Here is a 23,014-nt window from a genome sequence, read left to right as displayed (position 1 = left end):
TCGCTTCCAGAGATTTCTATAAAAAAACGCCACATGGCGTTTTCCTATTCTTATGGTTTAATACGATGTAACATACGTGGGAATGGAATGGCTTCACGGATGTGTTTTGTTCCCGCTGCGAAGGTGACCATACGTTCGATACCGATACCAAATCCACCGTGTGGAACTGTACCGTATTTACGAAGGTCAAGGTAGAATTCGTACTCTGTACGATCCATGCCAAGTTCATCCATCTTAGCGACAAGGGCATCATAGTCTTCCTCACGCATAGACCCACCGATAATTTCTCCATAGCCTTCTGGAGCAAGCAAGTCTGCACAAAGTACGCGCTCTGGATTTCCAGGAACTGGTTTCATGTAGAAGGCCTTGATGGCTGCTGGGTAGTTCATGACAAATGTTGGCACACCAAAGTGGTTTGAAATCCAAGTTTCGTGTGGTGAACCAAAGTCATCGCCATGCTCAAGATGCTCGTAGTCAGCATCTTCATCATTTTCATGCTCTTGTAAGAGATCAATGGCTTGATCATAAGTGATACGTTTAAATGGCTCTGCAATGTAGCGTTTCAAGAGCTCTGTATCACGTTCCAAGGTTTCCAAGGCTTGAGGCGCACGGTCAAGAACACCTTGAAGAAGAGCTTTCACATAAGCTTCTTGCAAGTCAAGCGACTCATCATGTGTCAAGTAGGAGTACTCTGCGTCCATCATCCAAAACTCAGTCAAGTGACGGCGTGTTTTTGATTTTTCAGCACGGAATACTGGACCAAAGTCAAAGACACGACCAAGAGCCATAGCTCCTGCTTCCAAGTAAAGCTGACCCGATTGGCTCAAGTAGGCTGGCGTGCCAAAGTAGTCTGTTTCAAAGAGTTCAGTTGAATCTTCTGCCGCGTTTCCTGAAAGGATTGGGCTATCAAATTTCATGAAACCGTTCTTGTCGAAGAACTCATAAGTTGCATAGATAATAGCGTTACGGATTTGCATCACGGCCACTTGCTTACGAGAACGAAGCCACAAGTGACGGTTGTCCATCAAGAAGTCTGTTCCGTGTTCTTTTGGTGTAATTGGGTAGTCTTGAGATTCACCAATCACTTCGATGTCTGTAATGTCCAACTCATAACCAAATTTAGAACGTTCGTCTTCTTTAACAATTCCTGTCACATAAACAGAAGTTTCTTGGCTCAAGCGTTTGATGACATCAAACTTCTCAAGTCCTACTTCTTCACCAAATTTTTCTACAAAGTTTGGTTTAAAGGCTACACCTTGGAAGAAAGCTGTTCCATCACGCAATTGCAAAAAAGCGATTTTTCCTTTTCCTGATTTGTTGGCAACCCAAGCACCAATCGTCACTTCCTGACCAACATAGTCTTTTACATCAATAATCGTTACACGTTTTGTCATTGTTTTTCCTTTTTCTTTTTTATTCTTTATGGCAAACCACTTCTATATTGTTCCCATCTGGATCAATCACAAAAGTAGCGTAGTAAATCGGTTGCTCACTGCGATAACCAGGAGCTCCATTGTCTCGCCCACCTGCCTCTAAACCAGCCTCATAACAAGCTTGAACCTCTTCCTTATTTTCTGCTAAAAAAGCAAAGTGAATAGGATTTTGCTTCCCCTGAGCCAGCCAAAAATCACCACCAGGATGAGGGCTGTTTGGGGCAAGAAAACTGATTAGAGAAGTGGTCTTAAAAGCCAATTTATAGCCCAAAGGAGCGAGAAAACTCCTATAAAATCCTTCTGAAATTTGTAAATCCTTTACCTTAATTTCAAAATGATCAATCATTCTCACTACCCATAAATGCTTTCAAGCGTTTAACTGCTTCTTTAAGCGTGTCTAGGTCTGTCGCATAACTGAGGCGCACATTTTCTGGTGCTCCGAATCCTGCTCCTGTAATCAAGGCTAGACCAACTTCTTCAAGAATAGCCGTTGTAAATGCTGTTACATCGCTATAACCTTTCATCTCCATAGCTTTTTTGACATTTGGAAAGAGATAGAAGGCTCCTTGTGGCTTAACGACTTCAAAACCAGGAACCTCACATAATAGCGGATAAATGGTATTGAGACGTTCCTCAAAAGCCTGGCGCATAACTTCCACAGAATCTTGCGGTCCAATTAGGGCTTCGATGGTTGCATATTGTGAAACAGCAGTTAGGTTAGAAGTTGTTTGTCCCGTCAATTTACTCATAGCTGCAATGATTTCAGGATCACCTACCGCATAACCAACTCGCCAACCCGTCATGGCATAGGCCTTAGATACACCGTTGATAACAATGGTTTGCTTACGAATTGCTTCTGATAGACTTGAGATTGGAACAAAGTCATTTCCATTATAAACAAGGCGACCGTATATATCATCAGCTAAAATCAGAATGTCATGCTCAACTGCCCAATTTCCGATAGCTAGTAATTCTTCACGAGTATAAATCATACCAGTCGGATTAGATGGTGAATTAAGAACCAAAACCTTTGTCTTATCTGTCCTAACTAGTTCTAGTTGATCCACCGTAACTTTAAAATCATTGTCTTCTTTAGCTTGAACAAAAACTGGAATCCCTTCTGCCATCTTGACCTGATCTCCATAGCTGACCCAATATGGAGTTGGGATGATGACTTCATCACCTGGATTGACCACAGCCATAAAGAAAGTATAGAGTGAGAACTTAGCACCGGTAGCAAAGGTAACCTCATTACTTGCGACAGAATAGCCATAGTAGCGCTCGAAGTAGGTGTTCACCGCAGCTTTTAATTCTGGTAGACCTGAAGCTACTGTATAGAAGGAAGCCTGTCCTTCTCGAATAGCTTTAACTGCTGCATCCTGAATATTTTCAGGAGTGTGAAAATCTGGTTGTCCCAAGGTCAAGAAAAGGACATCCTTACCTTGAGCTTTTAATTTTTTTGCTCTCGCATCACTAGCCAGAGTCACACTTTCTTCCATTTCTAAAACACGATTGGATAGTTTCATAGGCCCTCCTTATTGACCAATGCTCCTGTTTCAAAATCTACTAGATAAAAATCAGATCCTGACTTGACTTCCCAGATTGGCTTATCTTGATAACGGCCAAAGGTAATCTTGTCAATCTCGCCGGCTCCTTTTTCCTTAGAAACCGCTTCTGCTTTTTCTTGTGAAACACCTTGATTTAGCTGATAAACGTAGATCTTATGGTCATCTTTCCCAATCAGGACAGCAAGTGCTTCTTGTTTTTTATTACGACCAAGAACGCTGTAATAAGATTCCAAGCCATTGTATAAGTCAACCTGATCAGCCTGCTCTAATCCTGCATACTGCTGAGCTAATTTTTCTCCTTCACTTTTAGCTGTTTGATAAGGTTTCATACTCAGAAACACTAGATACAGAAAGGAAGCACTGATAACCACAAACAAAATCGTCATCCCTAGACCATACTGCCACAGTAGATTATTTTTTGCTTTATTTTGTCTTTTTTTCACTCGTCTATTTTACCATCTATCTTGCTTTATTACAAGTGAATATAAGAATACTCTTCGAAAATCAAATTCAAACCACGTCAGCTTCGCCTTGCCGTACCCAAGTACTGTCTGCGGCTAGCTTCCTAGTTTGCTCTTTAATTTTCATTGAGTATAAGAAACCAATTCTATTTCTCCCTTCAAAGCAAACAGATTTTTCTTAGTTAAAACCGAGCAAGAAAAGTAAAGACAGCTCCAAAATCAACCTATTAAAAAACCTGAGCTTGGCACTCAAGTTTTCGTAAGTTCTTTTAATCTATGGAATTATTTTATCATCTATTCTTTTAGCCATTTTTCCTAAAAATACAGGCAATAGAAGGCTAATCATGACTAAAAAGAATCCTAGATAAAGAAATGTTACTACAAAGCCTAAATGGTCAATCAACCAGCCTGTCAGTGGGAAGAAGACAATCATACTCAGGCTAAACATCATAGAGTAGACACTCAACATGGTTGCCCTTACTTCACTTGGAAGGCGCTCTTGCAAATCGTTGTCAAAAATGGGCTGAAAAAGAGCATATAGAGCATTACTAATCAAATAAATCAAAATATAGATTAGAGGTGTTCCAAAGTAGGATAACATATAGGTGACGCCAGTCAGCAGCACGAGGATAGGGAAAAGCTTCAAGGCAGCATAGTTCTTTCCAATCTTACTCGCTAGATAGACTGCGACGATATTTAAGAGACTACCAAGTAGCATAACTGCTGAAATTTGCCAACCACTTAAATCTGGTAACTGATTTTGATAGTAAAAATAAAACATGCACATGAGTGTTCCGACAATCTGAGACAAAATCATCCAGTTGAACAGCATGGGATTTCGCTTCAACTCATCCTTAACAGTCCAAATAATCTGTTTCATCGTCACACTATCAGCTTTTTCTAGCTTGACACTAGGTTCTTTCAGCATCCAAATCAGGAAAAGAACTATGATAGAAGTCGCAATCATGATATAGTAGGTCAGGTGCAATTGGCCATGGACAAAAAATCCTGCCAACACTGTTCCCAAAGACCGAGTTCCTTCTGACACTCCTGATAGGAAGCTTGAAATGGATAGATAACGCTCCTTTAGTCCAGCCTCTACAGCTGAATCATAAACCATTGCTGCGCTTGTTCCTGAATCAAAATTATAAGACAAGGCACTCACAGCCATAGCTAGTGCATAAATCCAAAAATTTCCCTGCCCAGCCAACATAAGAATAGAAGATACAATCCCTGCTATACGACTTAAATAAAGGTTGGTCTTATAGGAATAGCGGTCAGCTAACATACCAGATGGAATTTCACAGAGAAGACTGGTCGTATGAAAAATACTTTCCAGAAGTCCAATCTGCCAAAGAGACATTCCGTTTTGACTGAGAAAGAGAATCCAAAAACTGGTAATCCCTAAAAATGCAAAAAACTCAACTCCGGCCATCAGGCCAATATTTTTCCGATAATTTCTTATTAACATATTTTCTCCTTAACAAGTGTATTATTATTTCTTTTATTCGTCACTTGTTAATCTTTGCCTTACATGATCTCCACCCCTTTTTAGAAGCATTCTTCAATGCCATTATTATTCCTTTAATGATTTATGAAATGATACCGGAAAATAGCTGTTCTGCGGTTTCTATTGCGAGTTTTCCTGTTTATTTTAGCACTTATGTCATCATATTACAAGAGAATATTGGAATACTCTTCGAAAATCAAATGCATTCCAGTAGCAAGTGACTAGAGTTTCGCCAATTTTATAGTTTTACTTATCTTTGAGCAAATTTCTTGCAAGGTGTTTTCTTTTGTTGTAATATATTTTATAACAACGAGAGAGTTCTCGGAAATTTAAGAAAAAGGAGACACATCATGTCTAAAAAAGTATTATTTATCGTCGGATCCCTACGTCAAGGTTCTTTTAACCACCAAATGGCTCTCGAAGCTGAGAAAGCACTTGCTGGTAAAGCGGAAGTTAGCTACCTTGATTATTCATCTGTTCCTCTCTTCAGCCAAGATTTGGAAGTTCCAACTCACCCAGCTGTAGCTGCTGTTCGTGAAGCGGTTCTCGCTGCTGATGCCATCTGGATTTTCTCTCCAGTCTACAACTTCTCTATCCCTGGAACAGTGAAGAACTTGCTTGACTGGCTATCTCGTGCCCTTGACTTGTTTGATACACGCGGCGCTTCTGCCCTTCAAGACAAGTTTGTCACAGTATCATCTGTAGCCAATGCAGGTCACGATCAACTCTTCGCTATCTACAAAGACCTCTTGCCATTTATCCGTACACAAGTCGTTGGTGATTTCACTGCTGTACGTGTTAATGACTCTGCCTGGGCAGACGGAAAATTGGTTCTTGAAGAAACAGTCCTAAACTCACTTGAAAAACAAGCGGAAGACTTGGTTAATGCTATCAAGTAACTAATATAATAAAAGCGAACAAGACTACTTTTCTGACACTCAGAAGACTAGCTTGTTCGCTTTTTTCTCATTTATAAACTAAAATAGCTGATGATACATATTGTCAAATACAAAATATCTTTTCATACTTCCTTTACAAAAACCAATTCCTGTGGCTGTGACAAATCTTCTCGGTAGTTAAATCCCGCAAAACTTAAGCGACGAGCTTCATCGACCGTCTGTACTTGATTTTCTATCAGGGCTGTCAGGAAAGCACCACGCGCTTTCTTGGAAATAGTTGAATGAATTTTCAGCTGACCACCTCTATCCTCCATGAATTTGAAGGTCACCATCTTTTCTCTAATTTCCTTAGAAAATACCGTCTCAAACTCGGACGACAAGAGAGAGAAAATCACTTCTTCCTGCGTCACAGCTTCATCATAGACTGCCTTCCAATGGTTCTTCAAAGTCTTACCAGCGACTTTTAATTTCATCAAAAAATCCAAACGGTGAGGTGCCATAGGTGACAAGGCTGGAACAACACCGTACAAAGCCGAAGTAATAAAGACATGATTTTCAAGATAGGCTTGTTCCGCCTCGGTCAATTTGTCTCGCTTGATATGGCGATACATGAGCCCATCAAAAAGTTTCAAGGCTGGGTAGTGTTGAGCAGTTTGCCTTTTCAAAGCTTGGATATGTTGAAATTCTTCCGCAGCCTTCTCAGCTGATACCTTGTAAAAACTCTCCAATTGACTAGTAGAATAGAGGGCCAAGGCATCCAGCACAGCCTGACTTTCTGGTTTTAAAGGAGCGGCTTCAATACTTGGCAAATCTGTGTTCATTTCTTTTGCTGTTGGGATTAAAATTTTCATATTGATAGTGTAGCATATTTTTTTGTCACTACCAAGAAATTCATCTGAAAAACCTCGATTTGACCGAGGTTTCTCTATTTATTTGGGCCATCCTAACCAGACAGCCACGAGAACAAGGGCTAGCCCAGCTAAACTTGTTAAGATAGATAAGAATTTATCTTTTTTCTCCTTGAACTGAGAAAAACCTATCTTCAAAGCGAGCAGTCCGAGTAGCATTGAAGCAAGCATCAAATAAAAACCCATTTCTTTGTCCTCCATTAGTCTTAATTTACTCTATTATAACATATATTTCTTAAATAAACCTTTTTTTACTGGACTTTAAAGGTCTTGAGATAGTTGTCTTTTCCTACTTGACCTTCGAAAGCTTTACCATTTTCAAGGTAAGGGAGGTCATCTGATACTGAGGCCTTAACCTTGTAAATCTTGCCATCAACTTTAAAGAAGTAGACGGTGTCGCCCTTGATAACAGCTGATTTGAGGTCTGCTACCACACCCTTGATGCTTTCTGTCGTTGCATTGTCAATTTCAAGATCGTTTTTATTAGCATACTTGCTGAGCATCTCTTCCACTGTAGTAGCTACGATGACATTCTGGTACTCGACTGCGTCCACCAAAGCATACTCTTTGACCAAGCCTGCATTGTCCTTCAAGCCCATGATGTAGAGAGGCTTGTCATTGAGGTTGATGAGGATTGGGAAGGTCGCCTTGTAGGATTTCTCCTGAACAGCACCTTCGGCTGATTCACGGGCTGATTCTTCGGTCGCAGAAGCCAAACTGTACTTAGTGATTTCTCCTGTCCGCATATTTTCAAGGATAAAACCAAGATTACTTTCATCTGCATTGGCCGATGTCACACCTGTATAGAGGTAAATATCATTACCGATAGACAAATAATTATATCCCTTGGTAGTCTGGGTCACGTTTTTCTTGGAAATCATAGCATTCCAGAAACCATCCTTGTACTTGCCGTTGTAGTTGATTTGCTCAATAGTTTCCTCAGCTGGATAAACCCTGTCCACCCATTCTGGAACATCTGACAAGCTGTATTCCTTGGTTTCTCCATTTGTGGCATCCAAGATAATGACTGAAACGGGACGAGGAACTGCAAGTCCAAATTGCTTTTGGTAAACCGTTGCTACATAGAAAGGGTTGCCCTCATCGTCTACCTCGAAAGATGGAGTCTTGAAGATTTTAGTTGGGTACTTCAAGCGCAGGTGGCGTTTGACATCGCGGTTAAAATACTCCGAGTCCGAATACTTGATTGGTGTCTTCAAGTCCACCAAGTCCGCATTACCAGTTACCATGTCCACCTTAATATATTCGCCGATTCCCTTGGCCTGATTGTTAAACCACTTGATAGGATCTGCATATTCTAGTGGTGTGACTCGATAAGGCTTCCCATCAATCGTCAATTGGGTATAGGTGTCTGCCGCTACGTACTGCGACACCTTATCCGTTAGGGAACCCAAGTAGCGGTCGCCAATTTTTTCAGCAGTACTTCTATCTAAGATAGGAACCTTACTGGTGTCAGTCTTAGGAAATTCAGTAAAGTCTTTTTCCGTAACCGTGACTACATTGGCATAATTTTTAGCCTGAAAAATGCTGGAAGTCACCAAGGAAACCAAGGCTGCTAAGAGAAGAATTCCTCCAATCGAAGCTAAAAGAACTTTCCCTAACCGATTGATTTTGAAACCCTCAAGATTTAAGGCAGCTTCCGCCTTGCCGTGGCGCACATGAACCGTTTTGACAAGGTTTATCCCCTTACCAAAGCCAAATAAGATTGCCACAACTAACAAATGCCCACAGAGGAAGAAGAGAAATTCCCAGCTGGTCAGGTTAAGGGGCGGTAAAAAGATATACCAGGTCGTTGCGATAAAAATAAGTTCAAAGATTATCCGTTTCATTTGCTTTCCTCCTAAATGATTCGTCCTTCCAAGTGATCCAGTTCATGCTGGCATATCTGAGCTGGGAAGCCTGTCAAGGTAATGGTCTGTTCCTGCCACTTGCTGTCACGATAGGCAACCCTTATGGTTTCATAGCGGGTCGTCGGTCGAACCCCAGCCAAGGACAAACAGCCTTCTTCTGTCTCATAAAGTCCTTCTGAGGACAGGAGCACTGGGTTAAACATGACCACAGGAACCAAGCCCAGATTAAATATAATCACGCGCTTCTGCACTCCAATCATATTGGCAGCCAGACCAACACAGGTCTCACGATTCGCTAAGAGTGTATCCTGCAAATCTTTGGCAAGATAAAGGTCTTCCTGACTTGCCGGCTGAGATACCTGAGATAAAAATAAGATATCCTTTACAATTTTCTTTTCCACTTCCTCACACTCCTCTTACTTTTTACTATATTATAGCAATTATAGCACAAAAGCCGATAACTGCAAGCCCTTTCCCTCAACTGTAGCAAAAAGCCATCCGAAGATGACTTTTTTTAAATCGCATTCTTGTCAAAACCGAGTTTACGTTGAACAAACTTAACAATTTCGACGATGATAATCATTGAGAAGCTTCCGCCCATAACGATTCCCCATTGTGACAAGTCTAGTTTGGTTACGTGGAAGATTCCTTCAAGTGGTTCTACGACGATTGTTGCCATGAGAAGGATGAAGGATACCAAGATGGACCAGTTGAAGGTCTTAGACTTGAATGGGCCAACTGTCAAGATGGATTGGTAGACAGACTTGACATTGTAGGCATGGAAGAGCTGAATCAAACCAAGGGTTGCAAAGGCCATAGTAAGGGCATCAGCATGAATGGCATGATTGTCACCCACATGTACTGGATAAGCAATTGCAAGGCCATAAACACTCATAACAATAGCTGCTTGGAGTACACCTTGGTAGATGATAGAACTCAAAACACCACCTGAGAAGAAGTTTGCCTTGCGTCCACGTGGTTTATGATTCATGACACCAGGCTCAGCAGGTTCAACACCTAGAGCGATAGCTGGGAAGGTATCCGTTACCAAGTTGATCCACAAGAGATGAACTGGCAGCAAGACGTCCCAACCAAACAAGGTTGATAGGAAGATGGTTAATACTTCAGCAGTATTGGCAGAAAGTAAGTACTGAATAGTCTTTTGAATGTTTGAGAAGACCTTACGTCCTTCTTCAACTGCAACGATAATAGTCGCAAAGTTATCATCTGCAAGAATCATGTCAGATGCACCCTTAGAAACCTCTGTACCAGTGATTCCCATACCGATACCGATATCGGCTGTTTTCAGAGCTGGCGCATCATTGACACCATCACCTGTCATGGCAACGACTTTGCCTTGTTTTTGCCAAGCCTTGACGATACGAACCTTGTGCTCTGGAGACACGCGGGCATAAACAGAGTATTGACCAACTACTTTTTCAAAGTCTTCATCTGACAGTTCATTGAGCTCAGCACCAGTTAAAACGTGGCCTTCTGTATCATTTGCATCAATGATTCCCAAACGTTTGGCAATAGCTTCTGCAGTATCTTGATGGTCTCCCGTAATCATGATTGGACGGATTCCAGCTTCCTTGGCTACACGAACAGCCTCAGCTGCCTCAGGACGTTCAGGGTCAATCATCCCAATCAAACCAGTAAAGATTAAATCATTTTCAAGCTCTTCAGAAGTAAGGTTTTCTGGAATACTATCGATAATCTTATAAGCACCTGCAAGGACACGCAAGGCTTGGTAGGCCATTTCAGAGTTGTTTGTATGGATGAGGTTTGTAACCTTCTCATCAATCGGAGCAATATCCCCAGCTTTGTCACGAAGAACACAACGTTTCAAAAGTTGGTCTGGCGCACCTTTGACTGCTACAAGGAAACGACCATCTGGCAATGGGTGAACCGTTGACATGAGCTTACGATCAGAGTCAAATGGCAACTCGGCCACACGAGGATATTTCTCTAAAAATCCTTTAACATCGCAGCCCTTGTCCAAGGCATACTGGATAAAGGCTGTTTCGGTTGGGTCACCAATCAAGTTTCCTTCCACATCGATTTTCGTATCATTGGCCAAAACAACTGAACGAAGAAGTGGCATTTCAAGACCTAGTTCAATGTCATCAGCTGAGTCATGTAAGACCGCATCGTAAAAGACTTTTTCGACTGTCATCTTGTTCATGGTCAGCGTACCAGTCTTATCAGAAGCGATGATTTCTGTTGAACCAAGTGTTTCTACTGCTGGCAACTTACGAACGATGGAATGGCGTTTGGCCAAAACTTGAGTACCAAGGGAAAGAACGATGGTAACGATAGCAGGAAGTCCTTCTGGAATGGCTGCAACGGCAAGGGCAACAGAAGTCAACAACTCACCAAGTGGATTTTTCCCTTGGATAAAGACACCAACTACAAAAGTAACAAGGGCAATGACCAAGATTGCATAGGTCAAAACCTTAGAAAGGTTGTTCAAGTTTTGTTTGAGTGGTGTATCCGTCTCATCCGCATCTTGGAGCATGCCAGCAATATGACCAACTTCCGTGTACATCCCTGTATTGACAACAACACCAAGACCACGACCATAAGTCACATTTGAGTTTTGGAAGGCCATATTGACACGGTCACCAATACCAGCATCTGCAGCAAGCTCAACTGTCAAATCTTTTTCGACTGGCACAGACTCACCTGTCAGAGCAGCTTCTTCGATTTTAAGCGAGTTAGCTTCTAATAAACGAAGATCCGCTGGTACTACATCACCTGCTTCGAGGGCAACAATATCACCTGGTACCAATTCTTTAGAGTCAATCTCCGCCATGTGCCCATCACGAAGAACACGGGCAGCTGGACTAGACATGGATTTGAGGGCTTCGATAGCTTCCTCTGCTTTCCCTTCTTGGTAAACACCAAAGGCAGCGTTGATGATTACCACGGCTAAGATGATAATGGCATCTGCGATATCTTCCCCACCAGAAGTCACGACTGACAAAATAGCTGCCGCAACTAGGATGATAATCATCAAATCCTTAAATTGCTCGATGAATTTGACTAGGATTGATCGTTTCTCGCCTTCTTCGAGTTCATTGTGGCCAAATTCAGCAAGGCGCTTTTCTGCCTCACTTGATGACAAACCTTGCTCGGTCGCATCCACAGCCTTCAAGACCTCTTCAGGACTCTGAGTGTAAAACGCTTGGCGTTTTTGTTCTTTTGACATGTGTCTCCTCCTTGACATTGTGTGCAAAACAGACTCTCTTTTCCTCATCGTATATTTTCACGACAAACAAAAAGAGACCTGTTAATCATAACAAGTCTCGCTGTTTAAGATAGTGCCGGAAAGCATACTTTTCAGTATAAAATTCGGAATGACGACACTATCACAGGTTTCTGCCAGCTACTCCCTTGAGTAGTACTATTATACCAAATTTTGAAAAATTTTCAAGGAATTGAATCATCTTAGACAGTGAAACTATCATGACTAACCATTGCTATTTCATCAATAATCAATAGTTAATACTTGAACACTTTCTCTATTATTCGAAATTTCTTCATCAAGATAGTCTACAGTAACATCTGTTGTATGCAAGTCATAACGCAACAGAAACCATAAATATCCTTTAGATAGTGATTTTCTTTTTATTTGAACTACTGTAGGAATGCCTTTCTTATAGGATACACTTTTTAATCTTTCCTCTATTCTATAACGATCTGCTGTAAATTTACTTGTAATAAATTGATTAAATGCCTCTTTATTAATGAAAGCAACAGCTATCAATACAATAGAAAGCATATAGAGAAAATATTTAGAAAGCTGTACTGAGTATTTTAAAGAATAAATGACCATAATCCCCAAAACAAATAATACAATTGTCATATTATATCTACTGAAACTATCTAAATTTTTTGCTTCATCATAGGGCATTGATACAATGTACATAGCTAACAAATTAAGATGATAAATAATATAAGTTAAGCTAGGAAAAACGACTAACTCTATTCCCAATATTTTCTTTTTAGCTAAAATACAATAGATTAAAACTCCCCCTATTAACACAAGCAAAATTAAAATAATATTATCAAATGAAAAAATTCGTTGAGCATATTGAAACATTATCTCAATTATTTTGCTTTTTCCTTTATCTAACAAATTCTCCTTATAACTCACTAAACTAAATGAATGTTTTGACTTATTTCCTGCAATAAAAACATAAGAAACATGTGCTTTCCATAAAATGTTTACAAAGACAATCCCAACAACTACATAGAATGTTTGTAACCAAATATGAAACCGTAATTCTTTTCTCATCCTAAAAGAATAGAAAATCATGAGAAATAGTGCAGAAATCACAAAAAATATACCACTTGTTTTTACAGATATCAAAAATAAAAAAATTAAACTAAGCTGATAAGTTATTTTTTGTAAACTCTTTTGATAAAAGACAATTATGTTGATAGTAGCCAATGCTAATGATGTCAACAATGTATCTACAAGTAAATCATAGGGCTGAATATTTACTATAAAGAGTAGTATGATAAACATTATGACTGGGATACTATACTTTTTCGAATTTCTAGAAATCCATACAAAAAATGTAAAGCATGCACTAAGTACTAGCCAAGATTGGGCAACACTCATAAATCCTTCAGAATGAAGACCTGTAATTTTTGACATATAGTAAATAAAGCTGGCACTACCTGTCGCATAACTTTGAAATTGTATTAGGTCAGATTGAAAATTAGGAAATTGATTATATGTTACAATTTCTTTAGCTACTATCCCCCAATGTGAAAAATTATCATAATGAATCCATAAATTATCTTTTAAAAGGATAAATAAGAATACCATAGCAAGAAAAAAACAAAAGATTTGCTGAATATATTTTTTATCAGTTATCAAATAAAGAGAATATTTATTCAGAAAGATTCCTATACAAAAAAGAACAATCGAGGTCAGCTTCAATATATTCAAAAGACCTGAAAGAAAGATGATTGTCCCAATACCTGAAAAAACTACAACTGGAATAAAAGAAACTTCTATTTTCGTCTTTAATCTAAAAAAACTGAAATATCCAAAAATTGATAAAAATAATAAGAGCATTCTAAAAACAATTAGCATGGTAACTCCTTCTCTCTAAACACCCACCTTCTTTGAACTTGATAACTGGCGAGAAATAAGATTGTATCGACTACTATTTTAATAGCTGTTTCAGAACCAGAAAACATATTCCAAACAACTGTCACCATTGCTGCAGACAACAACATTTGGAAAGCAGCCAAGCTATAGTATTTCACAATCGTTTTATAAATCCTTTTTTCACCATCAAAGACAAAATTCTTATTTATTGTAAAATTAAAATAAGATGAAATTATTCTTGCCAAAATAGTTGATAATAGAATCAACAGTGCCCCCCTATGAATTCCTACAGATAGGGAAAGCCAAAGGAACAACTGAAACAATCCAATATCAACTAAAAAGGAAGAAAGAGAAGATAACAAATATTTAAAGAATGATGCAAAGATTACTTTATAAATTCTCAATGAATCTTTAATAGGATTGAAATGAGTTTCAGCATTCCCATCAAAGTAAATAGTTTCAATCCTTATTTCTTTGATGGGAATTGAATTATCAAATGTATGGATTAACATTTTAGTTTCATACTCAAATCGTTCACCTGAAATCTCCAACATTTCATGTAAAATTGCCTTTGGAAAGCCTCGAAGTCCAGTCTGAGTATCTGTAATTTTTCTACCATAAAGCAATTTAAATACTAATTTTGTAAGCTTATTACCAAATTTACTTTTTGGTGGAACATTTTCAGAATCAAAATCACGACAACCTAAAATGAGTGAGTCAGGATAATTAGAAATTGTCTCTACCATAGATAAGACATCTTCAACCCTATGTTGTCCATCCGAATCAGCAGTGACAATCCCGTTATATTCTTCTACATTTGGCATTGTCAGAAAATAGTTAAAGGCATTTTTTAAGGCACGACCCTTTCCTAAATTTTTTGCATGGGTTAATATCTGACATCCTTGTTTATCTCTTAGTTGTTCAAAAATATAACCACATTCTGACCTACTTCCATCATCTACAATTAGAATATCTTCTAACCCAGATTGCCTTAATTTTTCTATGTATTGAATCAAATCAAGTGGAGGATTTAGGGCAGGAATAACAATCAATGTTTTCATATAATCTCCTTTGGTATCTGCTAATATTTTTGTATAAAAAAGCATAAACTTCCAGATATCATTTTATCATGTTTCCTAAAAAAAAAAAGCATTTTCTGCTTTATATTTTCTTACTTTTATCTGTCCTATTTGAATTTTCCCTTGAAAACCAGTATAATGGTAGAATGCTATGTGACTGGAAAGGAAGTTGAATGAAGCAATCTATCTCAAATCTCAAGTTAGCTGAACGTGGGGCCATTATCAGTATTTCGACCTATTTGATCTTGTCTGCAGCGAAATTGGCTACTGGCCATCTTCTTCATTCATCCAGTTTGGTGGCCGATGGTTTCAACAACGTGTCGGACATCATTGGAAATGTGGCCCTCTTGATAGGGATTCGGATGGCGCGCCAGCCTGCAGACCGGGACCACCGTTTTGGTCATTGGAAGATTGAAGATTTGGCTAGCTTGATCACTTCTATTATCATGTTCTATGTTGGTTTTGATGTGCTGAGGGACACCATTCAAAAGATTATCAGTCGTGAAGAAACGGTCATTGATCCTCTTGGTGCAACTCTGGGAATCATTTCTGCAGCGATTATGTTTGTGGTCTATCTCTACAATACTCGCCTCAGTAAGAAATCCAATTCCAAGGCACTAAAGGCTGCCGCAAAGGACAATCTTTCTGATGCTGTTACCTCACTTGGTACTACCATTGCCATCCTAGCTAGTAGTTTCAATTATCCGATTGTGGATAAACTGGTCGCTATCATCATCACTTTCTTTATCTTGAAAACTGCCTATGATATCTTCATCGAGTCTTCCTTTAGCCTTTCAGATGGCTTCGACGACCGCCTGCTTGAGGATTATCAAAATGCCATCATGGAAATTCCCAAGATCAGCAAGGTTAAGTCCCAAAGAGGCCGCACCTACGGTAGCAACATTTACCTTGATATTACGCTAGAAATGAATCCTGACTTATCTGTTTATGAGAGTCACGAGATTGCGGATCAGGTCGAATCTATGCTGGAGGAACATTTTGGAATCTTTGATACCGATGTCCATATCGAGCCAGCACCTATCCCTGAGGATGAAATTTTAGACAATGTCTATAAAAAATTGCTTATGCGTGAACAATTGATTGACCAAGGAAACCAACTAGAAGAACTCTTGGCTGATGATTTTGTCTATATTCGCCAAGATGGAGAGCAGATGGATAAAGAGGCTTATAAGACCAAAAAAGAGTTAAATTCTGCTATCAAGGACATTCAAATTACTTCCATCAGTCAAAAAACCAAACTCATCTGCTATGAGTTAGATGGTATCATCCATACCAGTATCTGGCGTCGCCACGAAACCTGGCAAAATATCTTTCATCAAGAAACCAAAAAAGAATAGAGAAATCCTTTCATGAGACGGGATTTTTCTATTCTTTTATACTCAATAAAAATCAAAGTGCAAATTAGGAAGCCGGTCACAGGCTGTACTTGAGTCGGCAATGTGAAGCCGACATAGTTTGCACTTTGATTTTCGAATAGTCTTAACTATCAAATTCACTGAGATACTCATAGCGTTCGTATTTTTCAAGGAGTGCTTCATTTTTCTCATCCAATTCTTTTTGGAGAGTAGCCAGCTTACCAAAGTCAGAGCCGTTAGCCTGCATTTCCTCTTCAATAGCAGCGATACGTTTTTCCAAGGTTTCAATATCACCTTCAATACTTGCCCACTCCTGCTTTTCTTGGTAGGTCATGCGTTTCTTGTCTTCTCGAACCTTGACCACTTTTTCCTTTTCGGCCTTTTGCACTTGATTGGCCATATCTGTTTCAAAAGCTTTTTCATCAAGATAGTCGGTGTAATGACCAAAGAAAGGACGAATCTTGCCATCCTCAAAAGCGAGAATCTTGGTCGCTACCTTATCCAAGAAATAGCGGTCGTGACTGACTGTTAAAACGGGACCTGCAAAACCTTGCAAGAAATTCTCTAAGACTGTCAAAGTTGCAATATCTAGGTCATTGGTTGGCTCGTCTAAAAGAAGAACATTTGGTTTCTCCAAGAGCAGTTTGAGGAGATAAAGACGTTTTTTCTCTCCACCAGATAATTTCTCAATCAAGGTCCCATGCGTCGAACGTGGGAAAAGGAACTGCTCCAGCAACTCAGCGATGGAAGTCGTAGAACCACCACTGGTCTTGACCTCTTCTGCCACTTCCTGCAGGTAATTGATCACACGCTTGCTTTCATCCAAACCCTCAATTTGTTGAGAGAAATAGGCGATGCGAACAGTTTCCCCAATCACAACTTGTCCTTTAGTTGACTCAAGACTTCCTGCAATTAAGTTGAGTAAGGTTGATTTTCCAACACCGTTGTCCCCAACGATTCCGATACGATCTTTGACCTGCACCAAGAGATTAAAATCTTGCAAAATGGGCTTGTTTTCATAGGCAAAAGAAACATCCTGAAACTCGATGACTTTCTTCCCAATCCGACTGGTTTCAAAGTTCATGGTCAAATCTGTTTCAGCAACGCCACCTGAGACTTCTTTCTTCAAGTCGTGGAAACGATTGATACGAGCCTGCTGCTTGGTTGCACGCGCCTGCGGTTGTCTGCGCATCCAGGCCAATTCTTGTTTGTAGAGTTGTTCTTTTTTGTGAAGAAGAGCCGCATCGCGCTCATCTTGTTCAGCCTTAAGGCGAACATAGTCCTGATAATTGCCTTGATACTCGGTCAATCCAGCTCGATCCAACTCGAAAATCCGCGTTGACAGTGCATCTAGGAAATAGCGATCATGGGTGATAAAAAGGACAGTCTTCTTGGAATTTTTCAAAAAGAGGGTCAGCCACTCAATAGTCGCAATGTCCAGATGGTTGGTCGGCTCGTCCAGCAGCAAGAGGTCGTGATTACCAAGAAGAACTTGCGCCAACTGGACCCGTCTTCTCAGACCACCTGACAATTCCCCAACAGGAGTGGATAAGTCCTGAATCCCCAGCTTGCTGAGAACGGTCTTGACCTGACTCTCAATTTCCCAAGCTTGAAGAGAGTCCATTTCAGCCATGACCCGTTCCAAACGCGCCTGCTTGTCCTCACTGTAGTTTAGCATAAGGAGTTCATACTCACGAATGAGCTGGATTTCCTTGAGGTCGCTGGATAGGACCGTATCCAAGACCGTCTTGCTATCATCAAAATCAGGATCTTGGGTCAAGTAACCAATCTGGTAATCATTCTTAGCTGAAAAGGGACTGACATCCCCATCAAATCCAGAAACACCAGAAAGGACATCTAAAAGGGTGGTCTTCCCTGTTCCATTGACACCAATCAAACCAATTCTGTCTAGGTCATGGATGATAAAGGAAATATCCTTAAAAACGGTCTTGTCACCGACGGATTTACTTAGTTTTTCAACGATAAAATCACTCATTTTTTCTCCCTCAGGTAAGCATGGATGGCTTGACGGTCATTTTCCAATTCTCCATCGACAATGGCATACTCAATCTCTGTTAAAATCTCTCCCAAGTCTGGCCCCGGCTGATAGCCATATTCCTTAATCAAAATACCACCGTTGATTTGGATTTCTTTCTTATCATGAATTGTCAAACTCTGGTAGGTTTCTGTAATAGCTTGCGGATTGACTGGTTTCCCTTGAGCCTGACGAAGATTTTCAGCCTGTAAAAGTAAATCCAAGTCAAAGCGATAACAATCGCGCTTGCTCAATTCTCCCTTTTCACGCAAGGCCAAAATAGTCAGTAAATCCTGAACTTGCTTGGCAAACTGGCGTGAGGTCTTCCAAGCCTTCAAAAATGGCTGCGCATTTTCAATCTCCAAAGTCCACAGTAGAGCCGCCCAAGCTTGCTCTGAAGATGCAAAGATGAAATCAGTCTCCAAATCAAACAGTCTGTTAAGCTTGTCTTGGCTAGCTGACATATCAGGGAGATAGTCATAAGCTTGACTCTCAATCATGGAAGCCAAACCTCTTCTCCAAAATGGAGCCAGCAAGAGTTTATCAAACTCGACGAAGGTACGCTCCACAGAAATTTTCTCCAAAAGTGGCGTCAAAGTCTTCATAGCTTTAAAGGTTTCTGGCTCAAGTTCAAAGCCAAGACTGGCCTGAAAACGGAAACCACGCATAATCCGTAGAGCATCTTCGTTGAAACGCTCACTAGCTACACCAACCGCTCGTAAGACTTGCTTTTCCAAATCTTCTAAACCATGAAACAAGTCAATGATTTCTCCTGTCTCATCCAAGGCAAAGGCGTTGACTGTAAAATCACGGCGTTTGAGGTCTTCTTCTAGCGAACGCACAAAGGAAACCGCACTGGGTCTTCGATAGTCCACATAGACATCTTCTGTCCGAAAGGTAGTTACCTCATACTCCTCATCCCCATCTAAAACCAAGACGGTTCCATGCTCGATTCCGATATCGGCTGTTCGCGGAAAAATCTGCTTGGTCTCCTCTGGATAGGAAGACGTCGCAATATCCACATCGTGGATGGGACGATTGAGGAGGGCATCTCGAACAGAGCCCCCAACAAAATAGGCTTCAAAGCCTGCTTCTTTAATTTTTTCTAATACTGGTAAAGCCTTCTGAAATTCAGAAGGCATTTGCGTTAATCTCATAATAAGTGTTCTAATCCATAGACAAGCTCATGACGCTTGACAACTTCTTTAATTCCCAAATTCACCCCTGTCATGAAGGAGCTGCGATCATAGGAGTCATGACGGAGGGTCAATCCTTCTCCCTGATTGCCAAAGATGACTTCCTGATGAGCTACCAAGCCTGGCAAACGAACTGAGTGGATGCGCATGCCATCAAAATCAGCACCACGGGCACCTGCAATCAATTCTTCCTCATCAGGCGCACCTTGCTGAGTAGACTCTCGAACTTCCGCCATCAACTCAGCTGTTTTAATGGCTGTTCCACTCGGAGCATCCTTTTTCTTGTCATGATGGAGCTCGATAATCTCCACATTTGGGAAATATTTGGCAGCCTGCGTCGCAAATTGCATAAGCAAGACAGCACCCAAGGCAAAGTTAGGAGCAATCAAGCCACCCAAATCTTGGGCACGAGAAAATTCTTTTAGCTCTGCAATTTCTTCACTTGTGAAACCAGTCGTTCCAACTACTGGAGCAAAGCCATTTTCAAGAGCAAAGCGTGTATTTTCATAGGCAACAGTTGGAGTAGTAAAATCTACCCAGACATCCGCTTCAAAGCCTGCTAAATCAGCCTTATCCTTGAAAACAGGAATTCCCTGCCATTCTGACTCAGACTCAAAAGGATCCAAAACTGCTACCAAGTCCAAGTCTGGATCAGCCAAGACCATCTGACAAGCAGCCTGGCCCATCTTTCCCTTAAAACCGGCAATAATTACTCGAATACTCATCTCTACTCCTGTCTAAGATACAAAGGACGTTAGCTGCCTATGAAAAATAGGGAATGGCGCTGACTTTCCACGAAAGGCAAGACAGGCATCTTTTTTCAAGAGACAGGTAGTCCGTGTTCAATGGCTATGATACAAGATTTCTTAACTAGCCTAGAAGCGCCAACTAAATCACTGGAATATAACCCAGAGCAATACTTCCTGCTCCTAGGTGGGTTCCAATGACACTACCAAATGTAGCAAGTGAAACATCTGAACTCAATCCAGATTCAATCAAGTGCTGACGCAATTCCTCAGCCTTTTCAGGAGCATTCCCATGAATGACAATGACACGATATTGCCCTGAAGCTGTTGCTTCCTTGATAATCTCAATTAAGCGCTTAGTTGCTTTCTTTTCCGTACGAACTTTTTCGTAAACTTCAATCACACCTTGGTCATTGAAATAGAGGATTGGCTTAATGCTAAGCAAATTGCCCAAAATAGCAGCACCATTTGAAAGGCGTCCACCTTTCACCAAATGATCCAAATCATCTACCATGATAAAGGCTGACGTACGACTGATTTGAATGGCTAGCTTATCCTGAATGCTGGCAAAATCATCGCCCTGGTCACTCCAATTAAAGACGCTTTCAACCATGATACCCAGAGGAGCACTTGTAATCAAAGTGTCTGGAAAAGCAATGGTTAAGCCCTCATATTCATCTATCATATACTGGATATTTTGGTAAAAACCTGAAATTCCAGAAGATAGGAAAAGCCCCAAAGCATGGGTATAACCTTGTTCTTTGAGCGAAGTTAAGATTTCATCTAACTTGGCAATACTTGGTTGACTAGTCTTAGGCAATTCAGAAGCCTGAGCCATTTTTTGGTAAAATTCCTCAGCAGTCAGATTGATGCCTTCGACATACTCCTCACCATCAATATTGACAGGAATATCCAAGACATACAAATCTTCTCTTTGCAAGGTCTCTGCACTGAGATAGGCAGAAGAATCTGTGATAACAGCTAGTTTCATATTAGAACTCCAAATTGATTCCTGGTAAGTCTAATGCAATTTCAGTTACTTCGTAAGTCAAACGGTTGAGCATATTCAAACTTGGGCGAGCCAAAGTTTCCACTTCTTCTTGGCTCAATTCACTTGGTTCATTGACAATACGGCCATCGATGTGGTTTACCTGTGAAATGGTTCCACTGATGACAAACTTATCAAATACAATCATAAAGGTCAAGATGACAATCAAGGAAGTCACTTGATTTTCTTGATCATGTTGGAGCAATTGGAAGTTCACATCCACCTTAGTTTCAGGAGCTCCATTTTCATTTTCCCATTCAAAATTACGCGCATCAAAATGATACTGACTAACAAATTCTTGTTCACGTTTAAGATTCATGTCTTTCTCCCTTGGCTACAATATTATAAGCTATTGTACCATAATTTTTTATTTTCATCTAGTTTTCTAAGTTTTAGTCAATCCCGATTTCAGCTCGAACTACGTCTGCGATAGTATCAACATAGTAGTCCACTTCTTCTGTTGTAGGAGCTTCTGCCATGACACGCAAGAGGGGCTCTGTTCCACTTGGGCGAACAAGAATACGACCATTCCCCGCCATTTCAGCTTCCATCTTCTCGATGATAACCTTGATAGCTGGCACTTCCATAGCCTTTTCCTTCATGGCATTTTCCACTCGGATATTAACTAATTTTTGTGGGTAAATGGTTACTTCTCCTGCCAACTCTGACAAGCTCTTACCAGTTTCCTTCATGATTTTTGTCAATTGGACAGCAGATAATTGACCATCACCAGTGGTATTGTAATCCATCAAGATAACGTGCCCAGACTGTTCACCACCAAGGTTGTAGCCTGATTTTCGCATTTCTTCAACAACGTAGCGGTCACCAACTGCAGTAACTGCCTTGTTAATACCTTCGCGGTCCAAGGCCTTGTGGAAACCAAGGTTGGACATAACGGTTGTCACGATTGTATTTTGAGCCAATTGTCCTTTTTCAGAAAGATATTTCCCGATGATGTACATGATCTTGTCACCATCGACGATGTCGCCATTTTCATCAACAGCAATCAAACGGTCACTGTCTCCATCAAAGGCCAAACCAATCGCTGACCCGCTTTCTTTGACCACTTCTTGAAGGGTTTCTGGGTGCGTAGAACCAACATTAAGGTTGATGTTAAGACCATCTGGTGTTTCCCCAATAACCGTTAATTGAGCACCAAGGTCTGCAAAAATTTGACGGGCACTTGTAGACGCTGCACCATTGGCTGTATCCAGGGCAACCTTCATTCCTTCAAGAGGAGTTCCAGTTGAAACAAGGTATCCTTCATACTTACGCAAGCCTTCTGGATAATCTACCAAGGTTCCCAAGCCTTCTGCACTTGGACGAGGAAGAGTGTCTTCCTCAGCATCTAGCAAGGCTTCAATTTCTGCTTCTTTTTCATCATCTAGTTTGAAGCCATCACCGCCAAAGAACTTGATTCCATTATCAAGGGCTGGGTTGTGGCTAGCAGAAATCATGACACCGGCGCTTGCTCCCTCTGTTTTGACCAAGTAAGCTACTGCTGGTGTTGCCATAACACCTAATTTATATACGTGAATACCAACTGAAAGGAGACCTGCTACCAGGGCAGATTCTAGCATTTCCCCTGAAATACGTGTGTCACGTCCCACAAAGACTTTTGGTGCTTCCGTTTCATGTTGACTCAGAACATAGCCTCCAAAACGTCCTAGCTTAAAAGCTAATTCCGGAGTAAGTTCTACATTAGCTTCTCCACGGACTCCATCAGTCCCAAAATATTTACCCATTTTTATAAAATCCT

Annotated in this window: 20 protein-coding genes; 2 read left to right on the top strand and 18 right to left on the bottom strand. The window is 40.5% G+C overall.

Features of this window, described 5'->3' with window-relative positions; translation table 11 throughout:
• Positions 1–50 precede the first annotated feature (50 nt).
• The 5 genes from asnS to PCY12_RS07915 form a co-directional block, all read right to left on the bottom strand.
• Positions 51–1,394, bottom strand: a complete 1,344-nt coding sequence (asnS, locus tag PCY12_RS07935) for an asparagine--tRNA ligase (protein WP_000167160.1) — start codon at positions 1,392–1,394, stop codon at positions 51–53.
• 19 nt (positions 1,395–1,413) lie between these two features.
• Positions 1,414–1,779: a VOC family protein gene (locus PCY12_RS07930; protein WP_042901328.1), complete on the bottom strand. Its 366-nt coding sequence runs from the start codon at positions 1,777–1,779 to the stop codon at positions 1,414–1,416.
• Complete coding sequence (locus PCY12_RS07925) at positions 1,772–2,959, bottom strand: pyridoxal phosphate-dependent aminotransferase (RefSeq protein ID WP_173213510.1); 1,188 nt, start codon at positions 2,957–2,959, stop codon at positions 1,772–1,774. Before PCY12_RS07925 ends, PCY12_RS07930 begins: the two co-directional genes overlap by 8 nt.
• Positions 2,956–3,444 (bottom strand): DUF5590 domain-containing protein, encoded by a 489-nt coding sequence (locus PCY12_RS07920; protein WP_049512551.1) that lies wholly within the window; start codon positions 3,442–3,444, stop codon positions 2,956–2,958. Before PCY12_RS07920 ends, PCY12_RS07925 begins: the two co-directional genes overlap by 4 nt.
• Before the next feature lie 292 nt (positions 3,445–3,736).
• Positions 3,737–4,933 carry an MFS transporter gene (locus PCY12_RS07915; RefSeq protein ID WP_049511969.1) on the bottom strand — a complete coding sequence of 399 codons (1,197 nt, stop codon included), beginning with the start codon at positions 4,931–4,933 and terminating at the stop codon, positions 3,737–3,739.
• Between the two features lie 389 nt (positions 4,934–5,322).
• Here PCY12_RS07915 and PCY12_RS07910 point away from each other — a divergent pair, with 389 nt between their 5' ends.
• Positions 5,323–5,871, top strand: coding sequence for an NADPH-dependent FMN reductase (locus tag PCY12_RS07910; protein ID WP_049511968.1), 549 nt, complete (start codon positions 5,323–5,325; stop codon positions 5,869–5,871).
• A 122-nt stretch (positions 5,872–5,993) separates the two neighbouring features.
• On the opposite strand, the gene yaaA is transcribed toward PCY12_RS07910, so the two are convergent.
• The 7 genes from yaaA to PCY12_RS07875 all read right to left on the bottom strand — a co-directional run bounded on the left by yaaA (position 5,994) and on the right by PCY12_RS07875 (position 14,836).
• Entirely contained in the window at positions 5,994–6,722 is a 729-nt protein-coding gene (gene yaaA, locus PCY12_RS07905; protein WP_000697765.1) for a peroxide stress protein YaaA, read from the bottom strand.
• Positions 6,723–6,800: 78 nt separating this feature from the next.
• Positions 6,801–6,965 (bottom strand): YczI family protein, encoded by a 165-nt coding sequence (locus PCY12_RS07900; protein ID WP_049511965.1) that lies wholly within the window; start codon positions 6,963–6,965, stop codon positions 6,801–6,803.
• Positions 6,966–7,030: 65 nt separating this feature from the next.
• Positions 7,031–8,626, bottom strand: a complete 1,596-nt coding sequence (locus PCY12_RS07895; protein ID WP_049511963.1) for a hypothetical protein — start codon at positions 8,624–8,626, stop codon at positions 7,031–7,033.
• 11 nt (positions 8,627–8,637) lie between these two features.
• Positions 8,638–9,048 carry a peptide deformylase gene (locus PCY12_RS07890; RefSeq protein ID WP_049511961.1) on the bottom strand — a complete coding sequence of 137 codons (411 nt, stop codon included), beginning with the start codon at positions 9,046–9,048 and terminating at the stop codon, positions 8,638–8,640.
• A gap of 113 nt (positions 9,049–9,161) precedes the next feature.
• Positions 9,162–11,858, bottom strand: a complete 2,697-nt coding sequence (locus tag PCY12_RS07885; protein WP_301352370.1) for a cation-translocating P-type ATPase — start codon at positions 11,856–11,858, stop codon at positions 9,162–9,164.
• A 279-nt stretch (positions 11,859–12,137) separates the two neighbouring features.
• Complete coding sequence (locus PCY12_RS07880) at positions 12,138–13,757, bottom strand: hypothetical protein (RefSeq protein WP_301352368.1); 1,620 nt, start codon at positions 13,755–13,757, stop codon at positions 12,138–12,140.
• On the bottom strand, positions 13,751–14,836 hold the full coding sequence (locus PCY12_RS07875; protein ID WP_261084673.1) for a bifunctional glycosyltransferase family 2/GtrA family protein: 1,086 nt from the start codon (positions 14,834–14,836) through the stop codon (positions 13,751–13,753). The genes PCY12_RS07880 and PCY12_RS07875 overlap by 7 nt, the downstream gene beginning before the upstream one ends.
• A gap of 191 nt (positions 14,837–15,027) precedes the next feature.
• Between PCY12_RS07875 and mntE the strand changes: the two genes are divergently transcribed.
• Complete coding sequence (mntE, locus tag PCY12_RS07870; RefSeq protein ID WP_301352365.1) at positions 15,028–16,212, top strand: CDF family manganese efflux transporter MntE; 1,185 nt, start codon at positions 15,028–15,030, stop codon at positions 16,210–16,212.
• Between the two features lie 142 nt (positions 16,213–16,354).
• Here mntE and PCY12_RS07865 read toward each other — a convergent pair whose 3' ends face one another.
• The 6 genes from PCY12_RS07865 to glmM form a co-directional block, all read right to left on the bottom strand.
• Positions 16,355–18,226, bottom strand: a complete 1,872-nt coding sequence (locus tag PCY12_RS07865) for an ABC-F family ATP-binding cassette domain-containing protein (protein ID WP_301352363.1) — start codon at positions 18,224–18,226, stop codon at positions 16,355–16,357.
• Positions 18,223–19,422 carry a CCA tRNA nucleotidyltransferase gene (locus tag PCY12_RS07860; protein ID WP_301352361.1) on the bottom strand — a complete coding sequence of 400 codons (1,200 nt, stop codon included), beginning with the start codon at positions 19,420–19,422 and terminating at the stop codon, positions 18,223–18,225. The genes PCY12_RS07865 and PCY12_RS07860 overlap by 4 nt, the downstream gene beginning before the upstream one ends.
• Complete coding sequence (gene dapB / locus PCY12_RS07855; protein WP_301352359.1) at positions 19,419–20,186, bottom strand: 4-hydroxy-tetrahydrodipicolinate reductase; 768 nt, start codon at positions 20,184–20,186, stop codon at positions 19,419–19,421. Before dapB ends, PCY12_RS07860 begins: the two co-directional genes overlap by 4 nt.
• 163 nt (positions 20,187–20,349) lie before the next feature.
• Positions 20,350–21,198 (bottom strand): DegV family protein, encoded by an 849-nt coding sequence (locus PCY12_RS07850; protein ID WP_050242019.1) that lies wholly within the window; start codon positions 21,196–21,198, stop codon positions 20,350–20,352.
• A 1-nt stretch (position 21,199) separates the two neighbouring features.
• A complete protein-coding gene (locus PCY12_RS07845; protein ID WP_001050088.1) occupies positions 21,200–21,574 on the bottom strand; it encodes a DUF1149 family protein in 375 nt (124 codons plus the stop codon).
• A gap of 73 nt (positions 21,575–21,647) precedes the next feature.
• Positions 21,648–23,000 carry a phosphoglucosamine mutase gene (glmM, locus tag PCY12_RS07840; RefSeq protein ID WP_301352356.1) on the bottom strand — a complete coding sequence of 451 codons (1,353 nt, stop codon included), beginning with the start codon at positions 22,998–23,000 and terminating at the stop codon, positions 21,648–21,650.
• Positions 23,001–23,014: the final 14 nt, after the last annotated feature.

It is taken from the genome of Streptococcus sp. SPS1 (assembly GCF_030439915.1).
Taxonomy (GTDB): domain Bacteria; phylum Bacillota; class Bacilli; order Lactobacillales; family Streptococcaceae; genus Streptococcus.
This window is presented reverse-complemented; position numbering and strand designations above follow the sequence as displayed.